Source organism: Pseudomonas multiresinivorans, from assembly GCF_012971725.1.
In the GTDB taxonomy this organism is placed as follows: domain Bacteria; phylum Pseudomonadota; class Gammaproteobacteria; order Pseudomonadales; family Pseudomonadaceae; genus Pseudomonas; species Pseudomonas multiresinivorans.
The window spans coordinates 1,746,225-1,766,990 of the sequence record NZ_CP048833.1 but is presented as its reverse complement, the minus strand read 5'-3'; the positions used below and the strand labels follow the sequence as shown (position 1 = coordinate 1,766,990).

At 66.1% G+C, this 20,766-nt stretch carries 18 protein-coding genes; 12 read left to right on the top strand and 6 right to left on the bottom strand.

Going from position 1 to position 20,766, the window contains the following annotated elements; genetic code table 11:
* Positions 1-108 precede the first annotated feature (108 nt).
* From G4G71_RS08055 to G4G71_RS08040, 4 genes are all read right to left on the bottom strand, one after another.
* Positions 109-378, bottom strand: a complete 270-nt coding sequence (locus G4G71_RS08055; protein WP_169936664.1) for a FeoC-like transcriptional regulator — start codon at positions 376-378, stop codon at positions 109-111.
* Positions 378-2,672 carry a Fe(2+) transporter permease subunit FeoB gene (gene feoB / locus G4G71_RS08050; RefSeq protein WP_169936662.1) on the bottom strand — a complete coding sequence of 765 codons (2,295 nt, stop codon included), beginning with the start codon at positions 2,670-2,672 and terminating at the stop codon, positions 378-380. The genes G4G71_RS08055 and feoB overlap by 1 nt, the downstream gene beginning before the upstream one ends.
* Positions 2,673-2,678: 6 nt before the next feature.
* Positions 2,679-2,906 carry a ferrous iron transporter A gene (gene feoA, locus G4G71_RS08045; protein ID WP_169936660.1) on the bottom strand — a complete coding sequence of 76 codons (228 nt, stop codon included), beginning with the start codon at positions 2,904-2,906 and terminating at the stop codon, positions 2,679-2,681.
* Positions 2,907-3,095: 189 nt separating this feature from the next.
* Positions 3,096-3,935 (bottom strand): ATPase, encoded by an 840-nt coding sequence (locus tag G4G71_RS08040; protein ID WP_169936658.1) that lies wholly within the window; start codon positions 3,933-3,935, stop codon positions 3,096-3,098.
* A gap of 254 nt (positions 3,936-4,189) precedes the next feature.
* On the opposite strand from G4G71_RS08040, the gene G4G71_RS08035 reads away from it, so the two are divergent.
* The gene (locus G4G71_RS08035) at positions 4,190-4,480 is read left to right on the top strand and encodes a hypothetical protein (RefSeq protein WP_240964940.1); all 291 of its coding nucleotides are present in this window, start codon (positions 4,190-4,192) and stop codon (positions 4,478-4,480) included.
* A gap of 109 nt (positions 4,481-4,589) precedes the next feature.
* On the opposite strand, the gene G4G71_RS08030 is transcribed toward G4G71_RS08035, so the two are convergent.
* Positions 4,590-5,579, bottom strand: a complete 990-nt coding sequence (locus tag G4G71_RS08030) for an NAD-dependent epimerase/dehydratase family protein (protein WP_169936654.1) — start codon at positions 5,577-5,579, stop codon at positions 4,590-4,592.
* 192 nt (positions 5,580-5,771) lie between these two features.
* Here G4G71_RS08030 and G4G71_RS08025 point away from each other — a divergent pair, with 192 nt between their 5' ends.
* Positions 5,772-6,833 carry a saccharopine dehydrogenase family protein gene (locus G4G71_RS08025; RefSeq protein WP_169936652.1) on the top strand — a complete coding sequence of 354 codons (1,062 nt, stop codon included), beginning with the start codon at positions 5,772-5,774 and terminating at the stop codon, positions 6,831-6,833.
* Here the strand turns inward: G4G71_RS08025 and G4G71_RS08020 are convergent.
* A complete protein-coding gene (locus G4G71_RS08020; protein WP_156160408.1) occupies positions 6,820-7,725 on the bottom strand; it encodes a LysR family transcriptional regulator ArgP in 906 nt (301 codons plus the stop codon). The two genes, G4G71_RS08025 and G4G71_RS08020, sit on opposite strands and share 14 nt — an antisense overlap.
* Positions 7,726-7,817: 92 nt before the next feature.
* Here G4G71_RS08020 and G4G71_RS08015 point away from each other — a divergent pair, with 92 nt between their 5' ends.
* The 10 genes from G4G71_RS08015 (at position 7,818) to G4G71_RS07970 (ending at position 20,749) form a co-directional block, all read left to right on the top strand.
* Complete coding sequence (locus G4G71_RS08015; RefSeq protein ID WP_169936650.1) at positions 7,818-8,240, top strand: ACT domain-containing protein; 423 nt, start codon at positions 7,818-7,820, stop codon at positions 8,238-8,240.
* A gap of 3 nt (positions 8,241-8,243) precedes the next feature.
* Positions 8,244-8,846, top strand: a complete 603-nt coding sequence (locus G4G71_RS08010) for a LysE/ArgO family amino acid transporter (protein ID WP_169936648.1) — start codon at positions 8,244-8,246, stop codon at positions 8,844-8,846.
* 321 nt (positions 8,847-9,167) lie between these two features.
* Positions 9,168-9,749 carry a superoxide dismutase gene (locus tag G4G71_RS08005; RefSeq protein ID WP_045211147.1) on the top strand — a complete coding sequence of 194 codons (582 nt, stop codon included), beginning with the start codon at positions 9,168-9,170 and terminating at the stop codon, positions 9,747-9,749.
* Between the two features lie 194 nt (positions 9,750-9,943).
* The gene (locus tag G4G71_RS08000) at positions 9,944-12,025 is read left to right on the top strand and encodes a putative bifunctional diguanylate cyclase/phosphodiesterase (RefSeq protein ID WP_169936646.1); all 2,082 of its coding nucleotides are present in this window, start codon (positions 9,944-9,946) and stop codon (positions 12,023-12,025) included.
* A gap of 276 nt (positions 12,026-12,301) precedes the next feature.
* Positions 12,302-13,642: an imelysin family protein gene (locus G4G71_RS07995; protein WP_169936644.1), complete on the top strand. Its 1,341-nt coding sequence runs from the start codon at positions 12,302-12,304 to the stop codon at positions 13,640-13,642.
* A 191-nt stretch (positions 13,643-13,833) separates the two neighbouring features.
* Positions 13,834-15,258: a di-heme oxidoreductase family protein gene (locus G4G71_RS07990; RefSeq protein ID WP_169936642.1), complete on the top strand. Its 1,425-nt coding sequence runs from the start codon at positions 13,834-13,836 to the stop codon at positions 15,256-15,258.
* Positions 15,259-15,273: 15 nt separating this feature from the next.
* Entirely contained in the window at positions 15,274-16,335 is a 1,062-nt protein-coding gene (locus tag G4G71_RS07985; protein WP_169936640.1) for an imelysin family protein, read from the top strand.
* A 24-nt stretch (positions 16,336-16,359) separates the two neighbouring features.
* Positions 16,360-17,454: a DUF1513 domain-containing protein gene (locus G4G71_RS07980; RefSeq protein ID WP_169936638.1), complete on the top strand. Its 1,095-nt coding sequence runs from the start codon at positions 16,360-16,362 to the stop codon at positions 17,452-17,454.
* A gap of 260 nt (positions 17,455-17,714) precedes the next feature.
* Positions 17,715-19,340: a methyl-accepting chemotaxis protein gene (locus G4G71_RS07975; protein ID WP_169936636.1), complete on the top strand. Its 1,626-nt coding sequence runs from the start codon at positions 17,715-17,717 to the stop codon at positions 19,338-19,340.
* A gap of 290 nt (positions 19,341-19,630) precedes the next feature.
* Positions 19,631-20,749: an efflux RND transporter periplasmic adaptor subunit gene (locus G4G71_RS07970; RefSeq protein WP_169936634.1), complete on the top strand. Its 1,119-nt coding sequence runs from the start codon at positions 19,631-19,633 to the stop codon at positions 20,747-20,749.
* Positions 20,750-20,766 lie beyond the last annotated feature (17 nt).

Here is a 20,766-nt window from a genome sequence, read left to right as displayed (position 1 = left end):
AGCTCGCTCGCGAACCGCTCGGCACCGAGGCCGGGGTTGTTCGCGAGCAAGCTCGCTCCTACAAAAAGCGCGTCAGGTTCTGCGTCGGAGCGCTCTGCAGGTCCGGAGTCAGGGGGTGCTCCAGCGCAAGGGTGTGGGATCGTCGCGCCTGGAGAGGCGATACCCCGTCGTCGAACACCGCGTCGCTTCCGTGCAACCCTTGCAACTGCCGCAGGCCGCCGGCTCGGGCGCGACTTTTTCCACCACGCCCATTGCCAGCAGCCTTTCCAGCAAAGCTTCCAGCAGCGCCTTTGAAGCGCCGAGGCGCTGGGCCAGGGTGGGCACATCCGCCTCGCCCATCTCGCCCAGCAGGTTGCGCAGTGCAATTGTCGTGGCCATCAGTGGCAACTCCCCGCCGGAGCCGCGCGCAGCTCGCGCTCGCCATCCAGCTCCAGTCCGCGCCGGCCAACCCCGCGCAGGATCAGGAACAGCACGAGGTTGAATGCCAACACCACGCCGATCGCCACCGCGCTGTACTGCGGATGTTCGGCGAAGCTGAATACCTGGTAGCAGAGGGTCGCCAGCGAGTAGGCGACGTTCAGGCCCCAGAGCACCGAGAAGGTCATCCAGCCGCGGCCGCTCTCGCGGGTCAGCGCGCCAAGGGTCGCCACGCAGGGCACGTAGAGCAGCACGAAGACGAGGTAGCTGTAGGCGGCCAACGGACTGCCGAACTTGGCAGCGAAGGTGCCCATGGAGCCCTCTTCCATCTCGCCGTCGGCCATGCTCGCGGCCACCGGGTTGGCCAGCACGCTGAGGCTGAACGAGTCGCGCAGGCCGTCCAGCGTATCCGCCCCGGCCTGTTTCAGTTGGCCCCAGAGGTCGTAGCCGTCGGCGTCGAAAGCTTCGCCTTGAATGTGTTCGGCGGTGTAGAGGGTGTTGAGTGTTCCGACCACCACTTCCTTGGCCAGTGCGCCGGTGACCAGGCCAACGGTGGCCTGCCAGTTGTCCGGGTGCACGCCCATGGGCGCCAGCAGCGGCGTGACCTTGTGGCTGAGACTCGACAGCGCCGAGTCGGCGATGTCGCCCTGCACCGGGCGGCCATCGAGGGTGACGCTGTTCAGCCCGCCGATCACCAGGCTGACCAGGATGATTACGGTACCGGCTCGGACGATGAAGGCGCGCAGGCGCGTCCAGGTCTGCAACAGCAGGCTGCGCAGGTGCGGCACGTGGTACAGCGGCAGTTCCATGACGAAGGGCGAGGCCTCGCCGCGCATCAGCGTGTGCTTGAGCAACAGCCCGGTAAGGACCGCCACGACTATGCCCAGCAGGTAGAGCGAGAAGATCGCCAACGCGCCATTCTGGCCGAAGAAGGCCGCGGCGAACACGGCGAAGATCGCCAGCCGCGCACCGCAGGACATGAACGGCGCCATCATCGAGGTCATCAGGCGTTCGCGCGGGTTGTCCAGGGTGCGGGTGCCCATGATCGACGGCACGTTGCAGCCAAAGCCGACGATCAGCGGCACGAAAGATTTGCCCGGCAGGCCGAGGGCCTGCATCAGCCGGTCCATGACGAAGGCGGCGCGGGCCATGTAGCCGGAGTCCTCCAGCAGCGCGAGGAACAGGTACATCAGGCCGATCTGCGGGATCAGCGGCAGCACCGCGTTGATACCGCCGCCCAGCCCCTGAGCCAGCAGCGCGGTCAGCCAGTCCGGTGCGCCGGTTCGCGCCCCCAGCCACTGGATGCCATCGATGAACAGCGCCGAGGAGCCCTGGTCGAAGATCGGTTGCAGCGCGCCGCCCAGGGTAATGGCGAAGAAGAACATCAGGTACATCACGAAGAGGAACACCGGGATGCCCAGCCAGCGGTTCAGCGCGATGCTGTCGAGCATCTGGGTCAGGCGATGCGGCGCGGCCTCGCGATGGTTGCTGGCACGTTCGCAGAGTTCGCCGATCAATTGATAGCGCGCGTCCACCAGCAGCAGCTCCGGATCTTCGCCGCAGGCACAGCGGATGGCATCGCGGGCGGCGAGCAGGCGGGCGGGTTCGAGCTTGAGCTGGCGAGCGCAATGCAAGTCGCCCTCCACTGCCAGCAGCGCCATCCAGGCCTGGGCCGGCGGTGCGTCGGCGGGTAGCAGTTGGGTGATGGTGTCACGCAGGGCTGCGGGATAGGGCACCTGCAGCGGTTGCTGTACACCCAGGCTGTCGATGGCCTCCTTCAGTGCATCGATGCCTTCGCCGCGGGTCGATACCAGCGGCACCACCGGGCAGCCCAATTCCCGCGCCAGCGCCTCGCGGTCGATGTTCAGGCCCTGGGTACGGGCGATATCGAGCATGTTCAGCGCGACCACGCAGGGCAGCCCCATCTCGCGCAACTGCACGGTGAGGTAGAGGTTGCGTTCGAGGTTGGTGGCGTCCACCACGTTGACCAGCACATCCACCTCGCCATCGACGATGCAGCGCCGGGCGATCTGCTCGTCCAGCGAGGCCTGGGTCGACAAGGTGGTCAGCGAATAGGTGCCGGGCAGGTCCACCAGGCGCACGCTGTGCCGCGCGGTGCGGAAGCTGCCTTCCTTGCGTTCGACGGTCACCCCGGCCCAGTTGCCCACGCGCTGGCGCGAGCCGGTGAGCTGGTTGAACAGGGTGGTCTTGCCCGCGTTGGGGTTGCCGATCAGGCCGATGCGCAGTTCATCCATGGTCGATCAGTCCTGCACTTCGAGCTGGAGGAAGGCCAGATCGCGGCGGCGCAGGACCAGGCTGCACTGGCGGGTATCCACCTGCACAGGATCGCCCAGCGGCGCCACGCGGCGAACCTTCAGCTCGGCGCCTGGCAGCAGCCCCATGGAGAACAGACGCTGGCGGAAGGCGGCGCCGATCCCGGGCCGGTAACCCGCGATGCGGTACCGGCGTTGCGCTTGAAGATCGTGCATGGGAAGCCTCCGGGCGAATGAGCGAACAAAGGGAGAATCAGAATGACTCTCATTTGTTAGCGATTATTCGCCTCGAAGCCGGCCCTGAAACTGATTCAAGACAAGAATTGCCGTGACTACCCCCAAAGAGGGATGGCCAATGAAAAGCCCCCGGACCTTTCGGCGCGGGGGCTTTTTTCATGCCGCGGCTCAGCGTGTGCTGATCTGCTGCTGGAGGTTCTGCATCTGCTGCTGCAGGGTGTTGATGTTGCGCATCACCTGGATGCGGAACACATCGAACTCCTTGGTATCGCTGCTCGCCTGGCCCTGGCGGCCATCGACCTCGGCACGCAACAGCATCAGGTCGTCCTGGATGCTCTTGATTGCCTGGCTCTGGTTGCCCTGCTTCTTCAGGTTGGCGATCTCGGTGTTCAGCGCCTGGATCTGCTGATTGGCGGTGGCAAGGTCGGCCTGCACATTCTTGAACTTGGTCTGCTCCTCGGAGATGGCCTTGAGCTTGCCGTCGAGCTGGGTGATCAGCTGAGCGGCGCTGTCCTGCTGCGCCTTGAGGTCCTCGCTGACCTGCGCCAGGCGCTTGCCCTGGGCGCCGTCGAATTCCGACAGCGACGTCTGCTGCGCCTTGGCCTGCTCGGCCAGGCGGCCCTGCAGCTGCTTGACCTGCAGCTTCAGCGCCTCGCGGTCGCTCATGCCATTGGATTCGTTGGCGACGAACTTGCCGCGGATATCGTCCAGGCGACCGGCGGCCTCCTCGCTGATCTTGGCGAAGCTTTCCTGGGTGGCGATCAGTTGCTGCTCCATCAGCAGCAGTTGCTGGTGGCTCCACCAGCCCACGCCGGCCAGGGCGATGGCCATGGCCGCGACCAGCGCCCACAGCGCACCGGTCCCGCCGCCACGCTTCACCGGCGGGGGCAGCGGGCGTCCGCTGGGCTCGACCACACGCCGCGGGTGATGGCCGAATTCGTCGCGGTCGGCGGCGTCGGTGGAAAGGTGGGGCACATCATCGAATTCGTCGAACGTGTCATTACGCATGGAATGAACCTGTGGGGATAAAGCGGCGTGTTGCCTGCGCAGGGCGCAGTATATCCGTTCGCGTGACACTTCAGAGCAGCGTGCCATCACAGGGCGTCACGCACCTCGTCGGCGCACAGAAGACCCGCGACGGAGGGCGCAGTTCCCCAGGCGACCCGCCAATAGTGGCTTTGCGACATCGTGGCACGCCCCTTGCTCCTGCTCCCGATACTTGGCGCCGCTTTGGCGCCCTTCGCGGGGGAGGAAGTCGGGTGATCGAACTCAACAAGGCCATCCTGGATTGCATGCGCGAATTGCGCCGCCGTCTGCGTGAAGAGCAGGCACTGGAAATCCAGTACCAGCAGAGCGACGCCATCGAACGGATGCTGCGCGCCTGCGCCGATTCCGCGCGGGAAGAAACCCGCCAGATGGGCGAACGCCTGAGCCAGCTGAGCGGCATACAGTTGCCGCGCGTGGTGCAGGAGCCGAGCTTCCTGCCGATGCAGGGCGGCGGTGAGCAACAGTATTCCGGCCCGCTGCGTGGCGGTGCTCGCGCACCACGCTAGGCAGAGAATCCTCTCGTAGGAGCGGACTCCGTCCGCGATTGATCCGCACCGCGCTGGACGATATCACGGACGAAGTCCGCTCCTACAGTTCAGCGTCGGAACGACGCCTTTACGCGCCACGCAGCCGCCACCACTCACAGAACTCGTCCAGCGCATCCCACAGGCTGTTCTGCGGGTCGTAGTCGAGGTATTGGCGGGCGCGGGAGATATCCAGGGAGAAGTCCTTGGCCATCACCGCCATGCCCAGGCGATGCAAGGTCGGCTCCGGGCGACCGGGCAGAACCTTGCACACGCCCTCGTTGATCAGCGCCAGGTTGTACGCCAACCCGTACGGCATGTGCCGCTCCACCGGCTGCATGTCCAGCCGGCGCAGCACGTAGTTCACCACGTCCCACAGCGGCAGCGGCTGCCCGTTGCTGATGTTGTAGGCCTGGCCGAGCGCCGCGTCGCCCGCCATCAGGCTGGAGAACAACGCGTCGTTGAGGTTCTGGATGCTGGTGAAGTCCACCTTGTTCAGGCCCTGGCCGATGATGCGCAGGCGGCCCTTGCGGTGCGCGGCGATCATCCGCGGGAAGATGCTGGTGTCGCCGGCGCCGGTGACGAAGCGCGGACGCAGCGCCAGCACTTCCAGGCCGAACTCCTGGGCGCCGAGGGCGACCAGCTCGGACTGGTACTTGGTCGAGCCGTAATGGTTGGCGAAGCGCTTGGGCACCTGTTCTTCATTGATGCCGACATGGGACTGGCCGTCGAAGTAGATCGATGGCGAGGACAGGTGCACTAAACGGCGAACCTTCTGCTTCAGGCACGCCTCGACGATGGCCTCGGTCATCACCACGTTGGCCTGATGGAAGTACTCGTGGCTGCCCCACACACCGACCGCACCAGCGCAATGCACCACGGCGTCGACGTCGCTGCACAGCGCGCGCACCAGCGCCGGGTCCGACAGGTCGCCGGCCATGAACTCCGCGCCACGCGCCACCAGAGGCTGCAGCGCTTCCTCGCGGCGTCCGTTCACCCGTACCGCCAGGCCCTGCTCCAGGGCGAAGCGAGCGAAACGCCCGCCAATGAACCCGCTGGCTCCGGTGACCAGAATCTTCATGCACGCCACTCCTGTTTTTATTTCCGGCGACTCTACCAGCCGCCGCACGCTACCACTCTGGCCTTGCACGCCAGAAACGAATCCTTGCAGACCGCAGCGAGCCGGCAGGGTTGCACGACTTGAGATCGGCGACATGCCGGGGGTGGTTGCGACTACCCTTGAGACACTGACGCGTATCCACGAGGCCACATCATGAGCAAGACGCACTGGATGATCTACGGCGCCAACGGCTACACCGGCCGGCTGGTGGCCGAACAGGCGCAACGCGAAGGCCTGACGCCGATCCTCGGCGGCCGCAATCCGGCCAGCCTGCATGCGCTGGGCAGTTCGCTGGGGCTGGAGTGCCGGGTGTTCGACCTGAACGACAGCGCCGCCGCCCTGGCCGCGCTGGAAGACATCGCCGTGGTCGCCAACTGCGCGGGGCCCTTCTCCGCCACCGCCGCGCCGATGATCGAGGCGTGCATCGCCAGCGGCGCCCATTACGTCGACATCACCGGGGAGATATCCGTCTTCGAATACGCCCACGGTCTCGACGAAGTGGCGCGCACGGCAGGCGTGGCGATCTGCCCCGGCGTCGGCTTCGACGTGATCCCCACCGACTGCGTCGCCGCCTGCCTCAAGGAAGCCATGCCCGACGCCACGTCCCTGGCGCTGGGCTTCGACAGCGGCAGCGGCCTCTCACCGGGTACCGCCAAGACCACCGTCGAAGGTCTCAAGCTGGGCGGCAAGGTGCGCGAAGCCGGCCGCCTGCGCGACGTGCCGCTGGGCTACAAGCGCCGCGACATCGACTTCGGCCGCGGCCTCAAGCATGCCGTGACCATTCCCTGGGGCGACGTGGCCACCGCCTATTACTCCACCGGCATCGGCGACATCGAGGTCTACCTGCCGGTGCCTCCCGCCGCCGCCATCGGCATGCGGGTGATGGACAGCTTCCGCCCCCTGCTGGGCCGCGACCGCGTGCAGAACTGGCTCAAGGAGCAGGTGGACAAGCGCGTCCACGGCCCGGACGAAGTGGCACGCGGCAAGCTGCGCACCTGGGTCTGGGGCGAAGTGCGCAATGCCCGTGGCGAACGCTGCACGGCGCGCCTGGAAACGGCCAACGGCTATGACGTGACCATCCACGGCGTGCTCTTCGCGGTGCGCCACCTGCTGGCCAATCCGAATACCGTCGGCTATTTCACCCCGTCAAAACTCTTCGGCGCGCGCTGCATCGAGCAGTTGCCGGGCAGCGGGCAAATCGTCATTCGCGGCTGATCGGCACCATCAGCCCCGGCGCCTTCGCCAGCAGGTGCCGGGTCAGCGCGGCGAGCAGTTCGCCGCCGTTGCGCCAGTGGTGCCAGTAGAGCGGAACATCGATCACTCGCCCCGGCAGCATGTCCACCAGCTCACCGCGTTCCAGCTCGCCGCGCACCTGCTGCTCGGGCACCAGGCCCCAGCCGAGGCCGCCGCTGGTCATGCGTACGAAGCCCTCGGAAGATGGGCACAGGTGATAGCTGAAGTGGCCGTCGACGCCCAGGTCCTTCAGGTAGCGGTGCTGCAGTTGATCATCCGGCCCGTAGACGATGGCCGGCGCGCGCACCAGCCCTTCCGGCTTCACTCCCTTGGGAAAATGCCGGGCAATGAACTCCGGGCTCGCCAGCCCGCGATAGCGCATGGCGCCCAATGGCTCGCAGCGCCCGCCGGCCACCGGGCGCGGGCTGGCACAGACACAACCGGCCACCTCGCCGGCGCGCATGCGCTTGAGGCCGACTTCCTGGTCCTCGACGACAAGGTCCAGCAACACATGGCGCTCGCCACAGAAGTCCCCGACCGCCTGCGCCCACCAGGTCGCCAGGCTGTCGGCGTTCAGCGCCAGGCGCAGGCGCTCGGGTGCGGCGCCATCGTCCAGCGCGGGCACCCATTGCTGAAGGTCGCCCTCCAGCAGGCGCACCTGCTGCACATGGTTGAGCAGGCGCTGCCCCAGATCGGTCGGCTGCGGTCGCGCCGCGCGCACCAGCACCGGCTGGCCGACCCGCGCCTCGAGCAGCTTGATCCGCTGGGAAATCGCCGATTGCGACAGCCCCAGCACCTGGGCGCCGCGCTCGAAACCGCCCTGCTCCACCACGGCGGCCAGGGCGGCAAGCAGCTTGTAGTCGAACATGATCAGTTTCCCTAATGAGATATCAGCAGTATTGGTTTTTCTTATACCCACGAAAACCGGACAATCGCCAGCACTCCCTACTCGACGGACTGATTTCCATGGCTGGCGAAACCTCCCTGGCCGCGCTGCTGCGCGACATGACCCCGGTGCTCAATGACGGCGAATACGTCTACTGCACCTTGCCCGACGGGCAAATGCCCGCCGGCCTGCAGCCGCTGGGCAGCTTTCGTGAAAGCGAAGGGCTGACGCTGATCCTGCCCCGCGCCGAGGCTGAACAGGCCGGGCTGGCCTTCGACTACGTCGCCGCCTGGCTGACCCTCGAAGTGCACTCGGCATTGCAGGCGGTGGGCCTCACCGCCGCCGTCGCGACGGCCCTGGCCAAGGCCGGGATCAGTTGCAACGTGGTCGCCGCCTGGTACCACGACCATCTGTTCGTCGCTCACGCCGACGGCCCGCGCGCGCTGGACGTCCTGCACGCGCTCGCGCTCAATCCCCCCGCTATCAATAAAGAGGGGATCTGAATCATGTGGCAGAGCTATCTCAACGGCATCCTGGTCGCCGCCGGGCTGATCATCGCCATCGGCGCGCAGAACGCCTTCGTCCTCGCCCAGAGCCTGCGCCGCGAGCATCACCTGTCGGTCGCCGCGCTGTGCGTGGCCTGTGACGCCATCCTGGTCAGCGCCGGGGTGTTCGGCCTGGCGAAAGTCCTCGCCGAGAACCCGACGCTGCTGGCCGTCGCCCGCTGGGGTGGTGTCACCTTCCTGATCTGGTACGGCCTCAAGGCGCTGCGTCGCGCAGTCGCACCCGAGGCCATGGCAGACGCCGGAGAAACCGGCCCGCGCTCGCGCCGCACCGTGCTGATGGCTGCGCTGGCGGTCACCCTGCTCAACCCCCATGTCTACCTCGACACCGTGCTGCTGATCGGTTCCCTCGGCGCCCAGCAGGCCGCCCCCGGCGCCTACGCCATGGGCGCGGCCAGCGCCTCGCTGATCTGGTTCTTCACCCTGGCCTTCGGTGCCGCGTGGCTCGCGCCCTGGCTTGCACGGCCGGCGACGTGGCGCCTGGTGGACCTGATGGTCGCGGTCATGATGCTGGGGATGGCCGCGCAGCTGGTGTTCGCCGGCTGATCTGCGGGCGGCGCGGAAACAGTCCGAACGACGTTCCGTCATCACGGTCTGTGTAGGGTGAGGGCCGGATACCAGCGCAGGCCGCCTTCCAGGGCCTTTGCCCCTACAGTTGCTGCGTGGATATGCCACAGGTCGGGTGCTATGATCCGACCTTCGCGGCGCTGGCGGCCAAGGCTGCCAGACGCAACTGGCGCGCTGCCTGTCCCCTTGCGGGACGTCCTGCAGCTACGCCCGGATGCCGCGACACCTACGATACCGGCCCCGTGTACCGGTCGCGCGTTCGCCGCGCTAGCCCAGACTGAGTGAGATAGGAGAGACACCATGGCTTTCGAATTGCCTCCGCTGCCCTACGCGAAGAATGCCCTTGAGCCGCACATTTCCGCGGAGACTCTGGAATTCCACCACGACAAGCACCACAACACCTACGTCGTGAACCTGAACAACCTGGTTCCGGGTACCGAGTTCGAAGGCAAAAGCCTGGAAGACATCGTCAAGACCTCTTCCGGCGGCATCTTCAACAACGCTGCCCAGGTGTGGAACCACACCTTCTACTGGAACTGCCTGAGCCCCAACGGCGGTGGCCAGCCCACCGGCGCCCTGGCTGACGCCATCAACGCTGCCTTCGGTTCCTTCGACAAGTTCAAGGAAGAGTTCAGCAAGACCTCCATCGGCACCTTCGGCTCCGGCTGGGGCTGGCTGGTGAAGAAAGCCGACGGTTCCCTGGCCCTGGCCAGCACCATCGGTGCAGGCTGCCCGCTGACCAGCGGCGACACCCCGCTGCTGACCTGCGACGTCTGGGAACACGCCTACTACATCGACTACCGCAACCTGCGTCCGAAGTACGTCGAGGCGTTCTGGAACCTGGTCAACTGGGACTTCGTGGCCGAGCAGTTCGCTGCCTGATCGCACCCCGATTGAACTGAAAAAACCCGGCCCCGTGCCGGGTTTTTTCGTAAGGGGCGCGTAACACCTTCGTGTCGGCTAACCTGAAAGGCCGGTACAGTCACGAAACACAACGATGGCCCTTTGACGTCATTGCGCCAATTGCCAATACTCAGCCCCAGTCGTTCGCCCCTGGCGAGAAACAAGGAAAGACCTTGAAACTGGATCCCCGGCACAGCCTCTCCCTCAAGCTGCTGCGAATGGTATTGCTCGCGGCCCTCGTGGTCGGGGTAGTACTCAGCTGTGCCCAGATCGTCTATGACGCCCACAAGGCGCGCCAGAACGTACACAACGACGCCCAGCGCATCCTGGCGATGGTCCGCGACCCTTCCACCCAGGCCGTCTACAGCCTGGACCGCGACATGGCGATGCAGGTCCTCGAAGGCCTGTTCCAGCACGATGCCGTGCGTTACGCCGCCATCGGCCACCCCGACGAACCCATGCTGGCGGAGAAATCCCGCCCGCTGCTGAACTCCAACACCCGCTGGCTGACCGACCCGATCCTCGGCGCCGAGCAGAACTACTCCATCCGCCTCGCCGGCCGTGGCGGCTCCAACGAATACTACGGCGACCTGAAGATCACCTTGGACACCGCGCCCTACGGCGACGACTTCGTCGCCACCTCGGTGATCATCTTCATCTCCGGCATCCTCCGCGCCATGGCCCTGAGCCTGGTGTTGTTCATGGTCTACCACTGGCTGCTGACCAAGCCGCTGTCGAAGATCATCGAGCACCTGGCCTCGATCAATCCGGACCGCCCCAGCCAGCACAAGCTGCCAATGCCAGACGGCCACGAGAAGGACGAACTTGGCCTGTGGGTGAATACCGCCAACCAGTTGCTGGCCTCCATCGAGCGCAACGGCCACCTGCGCCGGGAGGCCGAAGACAGCCTGCTGCGAATCTCCCAGTACGACTTCCTCACCGGCCTGCCCAACCGCAAGCTGCTGCAACAGCGCTTGGACCAGATACTCGAAGGCGCCTCGCGCCTGCAACGCCGCGTCGCCGTGCTCTGCCTGGGCCTGGATGACTTCAAGGGCATCAACGAGCAATACAGCTACCAGTTCGGCGACCAGTTGCTGATCGCCCTCGCCGACCGCCTGCGCACCCGCAGCGCGCACCTCGGCGCGCTGGCGCGGCTGGGTGGCGACCAGTTCGCCCTGGTCCAGGCCGACATCGAGCAGCCCTACGAAGCGGCGGAGCTCGCCCAGCAGATCCTCGACGACCTCGAAGCGCCCTTCGAGCTGGACCAGCACCTGGTCCACCTGCGCGCCACCATCGGCATCACCCTGTTCCCCGAGGACGGCGAGACCACCGAGAAGCTGCTGCAGAAAGCCGAACAGACCATGACCCTGGCCAAGAGCCGCTCGCGCAACCGCTACCAGTTCTACATCGCCAGCGTCGACAGCGAGATGCGCCGCCGCCGCGAGCTGGAGAAGGACCTGCGCGAAGCCCTGGCACGCAACGAACTGCACCTCGTGTACCAGCCGCAGGTAGATTACCGCGACCACCGCGTGGTCGGCGTCGAGGCGCTGCTGCGCTGGCAGCACCCGACCCAGGGTTGGGTCGCGCCGGACCTGTTCATCCCGCTGGCGGAACAGAACGGCAGCATCTTCAGCATCGGCGAATGGGTGCTCGACCAGTCCTGCCGCCAACTGCGCGAATGGCACGACCAGGGTTTCGATGACCTGCGGCTGGCGGTCAACCTTTCCACCGTGCAGTTGCGCCACAACGCCCTGCCGCGTGTGGTCAGCAACCTGCTGCAGATGCACCGCCTGCCGCCGCGCTCGCTGGAACTGGAGGTCACCGAGACCGGCCTGATGGAAGATATCTCCACCGCCGCCCAGCACCTGCTCAGCCTGCGCCGCGCCGGCGCGCTGATCGCCATCGACGACTTCGGCACCGGCTACTCCTCGCTGAGCTACCTGAAGAGCCTGCCGCTGGACAAGATCAAGATCGACAAGAGCTTCGTCCAGGACCTGCTGCTGGACGACGACGACGCCACCATCGTTCGCGCCATCATCCAGTTGGGCAAGAGCCTGGGCATGCAGGTGATCGCCGAGGGCGTGGAGACCGTCGAGCAGGAGGCCTACATCATCGCCCAGGGCTGCCACGAAGGTCAGGGCTACCTCTACAGCAAGCCGCTGCCGGCGCGCGAGCTGACGCTCTACCTCAAGCAGGCACGGCGCCTGGCCGAAGCGGCCGGCGGCAATCCGGGCGGGTCCGTCGAACGCCATTGATCTCACAGGGCGGATAGCGCCCTACCCCAACGCCAGATCTGCCTGTAGGAGCGAGCTTGCTCGCGAACCGCATGGCACTGGTGCTCGGACTGTTCGCGAGCAAGCTCGCTCCCACAAAAAGCCTCTCGTCCTACGTCTACTGGCAACCTGCTGGCCCCGTGACCGAACAGCGCCACCGATCTCTCTTTTCAAAAATGCAAATCTTTCGCATTATGTTGCGGATTTTCTTGCGCAGTCCTTTTTCGTGCGCCTCTTCTCCATGCAAAGGAACCCGTCATGACTCGTATGCCCTGGGCCACTGCCAGCCTGCTCGCCATCGCCATCTCCCTCGCCGGCTGCGGCGATGACAAGAAAGCCGAAGCCCCCGCCGCCGCCGCGCCGGCTGCCAGCACCCAGAGCACTGCCCCGGCAGCGACCGCCAAGGTCGACGAGGCCGCGGTCAAGGCCGTAGTGAAGAACTACCTGGACATCGCCGAAGCCACCTACGGCGACGCCCTGACCACCGCCAAGGCGCTGCAGACCGCCGTCGACGCGCTGATCGCCAAGCCCAGCGAAGAAACCCTGAAGGCCGCCCGCGAAGCCTGGATCGCTTCCCGCCCGTCCTACTCGCAGAGCGAAGCCTTCCGCTTCGGCAACTCGATCATCGACGACTGGGAAGGCGCGGTTAACGCCTGGCCGCTGGACGAAGGCCTGATCGACTACGTCGCCAAGGACTACCAGCACGCCGAAGGCAACGCCGGCGCCACCGCCAACATCATCGCCAACACCGAGATCCAGGTCGGCGAAGATAAGATCGACGTCAAGGAAATTACCGGCGAGAAGCTCAAGGGCCTGAACGAGCTGGGCGGTTCCGAAGCCAACGTCGCCACCGGCTACCACGCCATCGAATTCCTGCTCTGGGGCCAGGACCTGAACGGCACCAAGCCGGGCGCCGGTGATCGCAAGTACACCGACTACGCCCAGGGCAAGGACTGCACCAACGGTCATTGCGACCGTCGCGCTGCCTACCTGAAGGCCGCCACCGACCTGCTGGTCGCTGACCTGGAAGAAATGGTCGGCAACTTCAAGTCCGGCGTCGCCGACAACTACCGTGCCAAGGTCGAGGCCGACACCGCCGAGAACAACCTGCGCAAGATGTTCTTCGGCATGGGTTCCCTGTCCCTGGGCGAGCTGGCCGGCGAGCGCATGAAGGTCGCGCTGGAAGCCAACTCCACCGAAGACGAGCACGACTGCTTCAGCGACAACACCCACAACACCCTGTTCTTCAACGCCAAGAGCATTCGCAACATCTACACCGGCGAATACAAGCGCACCGATGGCAGCGTCGTGAAGGGCCCGAGCCTGTCCGACCTGGTCGCCAAGGCCGACGCCGCCGCCGACACCGATCTGAAGAACGACCTGGCCAACACCGAAGCCAAGATGCAGGTCATCGTCGACCGTGCCGAGAAGGACGGTGTGCACTTCGACCAGATGATCGCACCGGAAGACAAGGACGATCAGCAGAAGATCCGCGACGCCATCGCCTCGCTGGTCAAGCAGACCGGCGCCATCGAGAAGGCCGCCACCGCGGTCGGCGTGCAGGACCTGAAGCCGGACAACGCCGATCACCAGTTCTGATCCGCGTGTCCTGAAGTGACTGCGGCTCCAGGCCGCAGCTACTCAAGTGGCAAAGGCAAAGCCCCGCACTGCGGGGCTTTGTCGTTTCCGGACGGCAAACGATGTCGTTCGCAAATACAAATTTTTCATATTTGCATTTGACGCCCCTGATAACATGGCGCGCTGCCATGTCACCGCTCTGGAAACCGTCGATGCTCCACCGCCGTACCGCCCTGCACCTCGTGCCGCTGCTGTCTGCCCTCGCCCTTGCCGCGTGCAAGCCGGAGATCTCCCAGCACGCCGTGAGCGAACCCGGCGAAGCGCTTTCCGGCGGCGCCACCACGGTCAAGCAGAGCGACCGCAACGCCTATTCCATGCCCTCGGCCAACCTCACGCCGAGCCGCCGCCTGGACTTCGCCGTGGGCAACAGTTTCTTCCGCAATCCCTGGGTGATCGCGCCGACCACCACCACCGCGCGCGACGGCCTCGGCCCGCTGTTCAACACCAACGCCTGCCAGAACTGCCATATCAAAGACGGCCGCGGCCATCCGCCGGAGCTGAACGACGTCAACGCCGTGTCGATGCTGGTGCGCCTGTCGATCCCGGCCGGCTCCGCCGACGTCGAAACCATCAAGCGCCTGGGCGTGGTGCCCGAGCCGGTGTACGGCGGCCAGTTCCAGGATTCGGCGATCCCTGGCGTGGCCCCCGAAGGCAAGGTCCGCGTTGATTACGACGCGGTGCCGGTGACCTTCAAGGACGGCACCGTGATCGAGCTTCGCAAGCCGAAACTGCGCATCAGCGACCTGGGCTACGGCCCGATGCACGCGGACACGATGTTCTCCGCCCGCATCGCCCCGCCGATGATCGGCCTGGGCCTGCTGGAGTCCATCAGCGAGGCGGACATCCTGGCCAACGCCGAGCAGCAGGCCAAAGGCAGCGACGGCATCCATGGCCGACCGAACCGGGTCTGGGACGATGCCACGCAACAGACCGTGCTCGGCCGCTTCGGCTGGAAAGCCGGGCAGCCCAACGTCGCCCAGCAGAACGCCCACGCCTTCTCCGGCGACATGGGCCTGACCAGTGATTTGCTGCCCAGCGACGACTGCACGGAGGCGCAGACCGACTGCAAGAACGCCATCGACGGCGGCAAGCCGGAAGTCAGCCAGCACATCTTCAACCAGGTCGCCTTCTACGCCCGCAACCTGGCGGTGCCGGCGCGGCGCAAGGTCGAGGATCCGCAGGTGCTCACTGGTAAGGGTCTGTTCTTCGATTCCGGCTGCGCCAGCTGCCACACGCCAAAATTCACCACCGGGCCAAACGCCGCCGAGCCCGAGCTCGCCAACCAGGTTATCCGTCCCTACAGCGACCTGCTGCTGCATGACATGGGCGAGGGACTAGCGGACAATCGCCCGGAATTTCTCGCCAGCGGCCGCGATTGGCGCACGGCGCCGCTGTGGGGCATCGGCCTGACCGAGACGGTCAACGGCCACACCCAGTTCCTGCATGACGGCCGCGCCCGCAACCTGCTCGAAGCCGTGCTCTGGCATGGCGGCGAAGCCGAGGCGGCCAAGCAACGCGTACTGAACTTCGACGCCGGGCAGCGCGATGCCCTGCTGGCGTTCCTGAACTCACTCTAAGGAGCCGAGCCCACCATGTTCCGCCCCCGACTTCTGATCACCAGCCTCGCCATTGCCCTGGGCGCCTGCTCGCCCACCGACCCGCAGGCGACCACCAGCGCCACGCTGGCCCAGCAGGTGATCCTGCCGACCTACAGCCGCTGGGTCGACGCCGACCGCGCGTTGGCCGCCAGCGCCCTGGCCTACTGCCAGGGCAAGGAAGACCTGAGCAAGGCGCGCGCCGACTTCATGGCCGCGCAGAAGGCCTGGGCCGAGCTGCAGCCGCTGCTGATCGGCCCGCTGGCCGAAGGCAACCGCTCCTGGCAGGTGCAGTTCTGGCCGGACAAGAAGAACCTCGTGGCGCGCCAGGTCGAGCAACTGCTGGGCAGCGGCAACGCGATTTCCCCGGCGACCCTGGACAAATCCAGCGTCGTGGTCCAGGGCCTGACTGCCTACGAATACATCCTCTACGACGCCAGGATCGACCTCGCCAACGCCGAGACCAAGGCGCGCTACTGCCCGCTGCTCGAAGCCATCGGCAGCCACCAGCAGGCGCTGGCAGAGAACATCCTGGCGCAATGGAAGCAGGACGGCGGCATGCTCGCCCAGCTCTCCAAGTTCCCCAACGAGCGCTATGCCGATGCTCACGAGGCCATCGCCGAGCTGCTGCGCGTGCAGGTCACCGCGCTGGACATGCTGAAGAAGAAGCTCGGCACCCCGCTGGGTCGCCAGAGCAAGGGCATCCCGCAGCCGTTCCAGGCCGAAGGCTGGCGCAGCGACATGTCGCTGGCGAGCCTGGACTCGAGCCTGACCGGAGCCCAGGCGCTGTGGGACGGCACCGACAAGAAGGGCCTGCGCGCCCTGCTGCCGGCCGAGCAGAAAGAACTGGCCGGCAAGATCGACGCGGCCTACGCCGACGTCCACGGCAAGCTGAAGGCGATCAACAAGCCGCTCAGCGAATTGCTGAAGGACGAGGCTGGCCTCAAGCAGTTGAACGAGCTGTACGACAGCCTCAACGTCGTCCATCGCCTGCACGAAGGCGACCTGGCGAAGGCGTTGGGAGTACAACTCGGCTTCAACGCCAACGACGGCGACTGATAGAAAGCGAACGAGGTGAACGCCATGTTGCGACGTCACGTGATCGGCCTGGGCAGCCTGCTGCTCGGCGCCCTGACCTTCGGCGGCTGGACGCTGTCACGCAAGGGCAAGGAGCCCCTGGTGCTGTCCGCCCGTGACGACGCGGATGGCAAGCACTACGCCGTGGGCTATCGCCTGGACGGCAGTTGCGCCTTCGCCACCGAAGTCGGCCTGCGCTGCCACGACGTGGTGCAGCATCCCGAGCTGCCGCTGGCCCTGTTCGTCGCTCGACGCCCGGGTCGGCAGAGCTATCTGATCGACCTGAACGACGGCCGCCTGCTGCAGACCCTCGACTCGCAGGCCGACCGCCACTTCTACGGCCACGGCGCGTGGCACAAGGACGGCGAGTGGCTGTACACCACCGAGAACGACACCACCGATCCGGGCCGCGGGATGCTCGGCGTGTACCGCTTCGACGGTGAGCGCCTGAGCCACACTAGCGAGATTTCCACCCACGGTCTCGGCCCGCACCAGGTGTCCTGGATGCCCGACGGCGAGACCCTGGTGGTCGCCAACGGCGGCATTCGCACTGAAGCCGAAAGCCGCGTGGAGATGAACCTCGACGCCATGGAACCGAGCCTGGTGCTGATGCGCCGCGACGGCTCGCTGATCTCCAAGGAAACCCTGCCGCAGCAGATGAACAGCGTGCGCCACCTGGCAATCGCGAAGGACGGCACCATTGTCGCCGGCCAGCAATACATGGGCGATGCCCATGACCGTGCCGACCTGCTCGCCATCAAGCGCCCCGGCCAGCCCTTCGAAGCCTTCCCGCTGGCGGACGAACAGCGCCTGGCCATGACCCAGTACACCGCCAGCGTCGCCATCCATGACGAGCTGCGCCTGGTCGCCCTGACCGCGCCGCGCGGCAACCGATTCTTCATCTGGGACCTGGACACCGGCGCCGTGCGCCTGGACACGCCGCTGCCCGATTGCGCCGGCGTCGGCGCGGTGAAGGACGGCTTTGTCGTCACCTCCGGCCAGGGCCGCTGCCGCGTCTATGACTGCCGCAGCGAACGCATCGCCGGCACGCCGCTGGAGCTGCCCCCGGCCTTCTGGGACAACCACCTGCACCTGACCTGAGGCTGCGTCTGCGAAAGAACCGACGAGCGTAGGAGCGGACTCTGTCCGCGATTTGCCAAGCTCACGCTCGAAGCGGCCGGGAAACAATCGCGGACAGAGTCCGCTCCTACGTGATCCTCAACCTCATGGCATCAAGCGGAACGCCCGTCCCAGAGCGGTCTACAGCCCTACCATTCATCTGCTCGGCCTCACAAACGCGCGCTCCCGGCCGATGCAAAGGCTGACCGATTCCCACCTTGCGTCTTAGAGGCGTACCCACGATGTCCCCCAACACTTCCTTGCGTACCCAGATCCTTTCGCTGCTGGGCGGCAGCCTGCTGCTCGTGCTGCTGATCGCCCTCGCCTGCTTCCACTTCCTCTCCGGCAGCGTCACGGCCTACCAGCGCCTGCTCGACGGCCCGCTGCAATCCTCGCAACTGGTCGACCAGGCCAACCTGGCCTTCAAGATCCAGGTCCAGGAATGGAAAAACGTCCTGCTGCGCGGCCAGCAGCCGGCCGACCTGAACAAATACTGGGGCCAGTTCGAGGATCAGGAGCGCGCCGTGCAGGACGTACTTGGCCGCCTGGAACAGAACGCCAGCGAAGACCCGCAGCTCAAGGCCCAGGTAACGCGTCTGCGCGATGAGCACCGCCAGCTCGGCCAGGCCTACCGCAAGGGCCGCGACGCCTACCTTGCCGCCGGCAGCGACCCGCGCGCCGGTGACGCCGCCGTGAAAGGCATCGACCGCGCTGCCAGCGATCAGATGGCCACGCTGGTGGACAGCCTGCACCGTGAAGCCCAGGAGCAATCCCAGGTGATCTCCACCAGCGCCAGCAGCACCGTCGTCAGCGGCAGCCTGATCCTTCTGATATCCGGCCTCGCCCTGGGCCTGCTCAGCCTGTGGCTGGTCAACCGCAATCTGATCGGCCCGATCGCCCGCCTGATCGAGCACATCGCCCAGCTCAGCGAAGGCAACTTCGGCGAGCGAGTCGACGCCACGCGTCGCGACGAACTGGGCCGCCTTGCCCGCGCCGCCAACACCCTGCGCGACTTCCTGGCCGAGACCTTCACCCGCTTGAAGCACAGCACCACCGAACTGGACACCGCCAGCGGCGAGCTGAACGCCATCGCCACCCTGATGGCCGAAGGTACCCGCGAGCAGTTCTCGCGCACCGATCAGGTGGCCACGGCGATGCACGAAATGTCCGCCACCGCGCAGGAAGTCGCGCGCCACGCCTCCGACGCCGCGCGCGCTGCCGATGACGCCGACCAGCACGCCCAGCAAGGCGGCGAAGTGATGAAGACCACCATCGTCACCATCACCGAGATGAGCAACGAGATCGCCAACACCGCGGAAGTCATCCGCCGCCTGGAAAGCGACAGCGGCCGCATCGGCAAGGTGCTCGAAGTGATCCGCGGCATCGCCGACCAGACCAACCTGCTGGCCCTCAACGCCGCCATCGAAGCCGCCCGCGCCGGTGAGGCCGGCCGAGGTTTCGCCGTGGTCGCCGACGAGGTCCGCACCCTGGCCCAGCGCACCGCCGAGTCCACCGCCGAGATCCACCAGATCATCGACACCGTGCAGACCGGTTCGGTGAACGCCCTGCGCGCCATCGAAAACGGCCAGACCCGCAGCGAGCAGGGCGTGGAGCGCGTCACCCAGGCCGGCGAAGTGCTGCGCAGCATCACCCTGGCCGTGGAGGCGATCCGCGACATGAACCGCCAGATCGCCACCGCTGCCGAGGAACAGACCTCGGTCGCCGAGGACATCTCGCGCAACCTCACCGAGATCACTGCCATTGGCGCCACCAACGAGGAAAACGTGGTGCGCACCCAGGGCGCCAGCCGCCACCTGCACGGCCTCTCCGGCGAGATCGCCGACGTCACCCGCAAGCTCAGCGCCTGACCCGCTCCGGCCACAGGGAAGTGGCCCCGTCCTCCGACAGTTCCTGCTGCACCGATTCAGCGCCTATTTCTCGTAATCCCTTCAAATCCTGCGGGAAACGTCTTGTAAACCCGGCCCTTTGACTCGCCGCCGATTCAGGAATAAGGTGCGCAATTCCGCCCCGCAATGGGGCGTCCCACGTATAGGCTTCAGAGCCTGATCGACATCTGCGCGAACGGAAGGCCGCCCGGCAAATAGTGGGCGAGCGATCGCGCCCGATAGCTGCCAGGCACGTACCAAGGAACAGGAAGATGTTGCGCCGCATGCTGATCATGCTGGGCGTAGTTGCCGTCATCGTTGCGGTGCTCGCCGGCTCGAAATACCTCTCCATCACCAAACAGATCGCCATGTTCTCGGCTCCCCGCCCGCCGGTGAGCGTGAACGCGACCCTGGCCGAAGAACGCGACTGGCAGAGCCGTCTGGCGGCCATCGGCACCCTGCGCGCGATCCAGGGCGTAACCCTGACTGCGGAAGTCTCCGGCACGGTGAGTGCCGTGCAGTTCGTCTCCGGCGAAAAGGTCAAGGTCGGCCAACCGGTCGTGCAGCTGGAATCCGACGTCGAGCAGGCTACCCTGCGCACCGCCGAGGCAGACCTCGGGCTGGCGCAGGTCGAGTACGAGCGCGGCAAGAGCCTGGTGGGCCGCCAGGCTATCTCCAAGAGCGAGTACGACCGCCTCGCCGCCCAGTTGAACCGCTCCACCGCCACCGTTGCCCAGCTCAAGGCGGCGCTGGCGAAGAAGCGCATCCTCGCGCCCTTCTCCGGCACCATCGGCATCCGCCAGGTGGACGTGGGCGACTACGTTTCCCCCGGCACCGAGATCGTCACACTTCAGGACCTTTCCACGCTTCAGGTGGATTTCTTCCTGCCCGAGCAGGACTTCCCGCTGCTCAAGCGCGGGCAGAAGGTCGTGGTGCGCGTGGCGGCCTATCCGGGCCAGAGCTTCGACGCGCAGATCGACGCCATCAGCCCGCGGGTGGACAACCAGACGCGCAACCTGCTGGTCCGCGCCAGCATGGCCAACCCCGAGGGCAAGCTGCTGCCGGGCATGTTCGCCAACCTGGAAGTGCAACTGCCCGACAGTGCGCCGCGCGTAGTCGTTCCGGAAACCGCCGTGGCGTTCACGCTGTATGGCAATTCGGTGTACGTCGTGGTGCCGCACAAGCCCAAGGACGGCGAGAAAGCCGAAGAGGCCAAGGCCGGTGACGCGCCCAAGCTGGACGTCGAACGCCGCTTCGTGAAGACCGGCGAACGCCGCGAAGGCAACGTGGTGATCCTCGAGGGCCTGAAGGCCGGCGAAGAGGTAGTGACCTCCGGCCAGCTCAAGCTGGACAACGGCACCGCCGTGGCCATCGTCAAGGACCCGCAGTAATCGCATAGCCGGCGCGT

Coding starts and splice junctions, on each gene's coding strand:
- G4G71_RS08055 (WP_169936664.1), bottom strand. CDS start 378: ATGGCCACGACAATTGCACTGCGCAACCTGCTGGGCGAGATGGGCGAG.
- G4G71_RS07980 (WP_169936638.1), top strand. CDS start 16,360: ATGTTGCGACGTCACGTGATCGGCCTGGGCAGCCTGCTGCTCGGCGCC.
- G4G71_RS07995 (WP_169936644.1), top strand. CDS start 12,302: ATGACTCGTATGCCCTGGGCCACTGCCAGCCTGCTCGCCATCGCCATC.
- G4G71_RS07990 (WP_169936642.1), top strand. CDS start 13,834: ATGCTCCACCGCCGTACCGCCCTGCACCTCGTGCCGCTGCTGTCTGCC.
- G4G71_RS07970 (WP_169936634.1), top strand. CDS start 19,631: ATGTTGCGCCGCATGCTGATCATGCTGGGCGTAGTTGCCGTCATCGTT.
- G4G71_RS08005 (WP_045211147.1), top strand. CDS start 9,168: ATGGCTTTCGAATTGCCTCCGCTGCCCTACGCGAAGAATGCCCTTGAG.
- G4G71_RS08030 (WP_169936654.1), bottom strand. CDS start 5,579: ATGAAGATTCTGGTCACCGGAGCCAGCGGGTTCATTGGCGGGCGTTTC.
- G4G71_RS08015 (WP_169936650.1), top strand. CDS start 7,818: ATGGCTGGCGAAACCTCCCTGGCCGCGCTGCTGCGCGACATGACCCCG.
- G4G71_RS07975 (WP_169936636.1), top strand. CDS start 17,715: ATGTCCCCCAACACTTCCTTGCGTACCCAGATCCTTTCGCTGCTGGGC.
- G4G71_RS08025 (WP_169936652.1), top strand. CDS start 5,772: ATGAGCAAGACGCACTGGATGATCTACGGCGCCAACGGCTACACCGGC.
- feoB (WP_169936662.1), bottom strand. CDS start 2,672: ATGGATGAACTGCGCATCGGCCTGATCGGCAACCCCAACGCGGGCAAG.
- G4G71_RS07985 (WP_169936640.1), top strand. CDS start 15,274: ATGTTCCGCCCCCGACTTCTGATCACCAGCCTCGCCATTGCCCTGGGC.
- feoA (WP_169936660.1), bottom strand. CDS start 2,906: ATGCACGATCTTCAAGCGCAACGCCGGTACCGCATCGCGGGTTACCGG.
- G4G71_RS08040 (WP_169936658.1), bottom strand. CDS start 3,935: ATGCGTAATGACACGTTCGACGAATTCGATGATGTGCCCCACCTTTCC.
- G4G71_RS08010 (WP_169936648.1), top strand. CDS start 8,244: ATGTGGCAGAGCTATCTCAACGGCATCCTGGTCGCCGCCGGGCTGATC.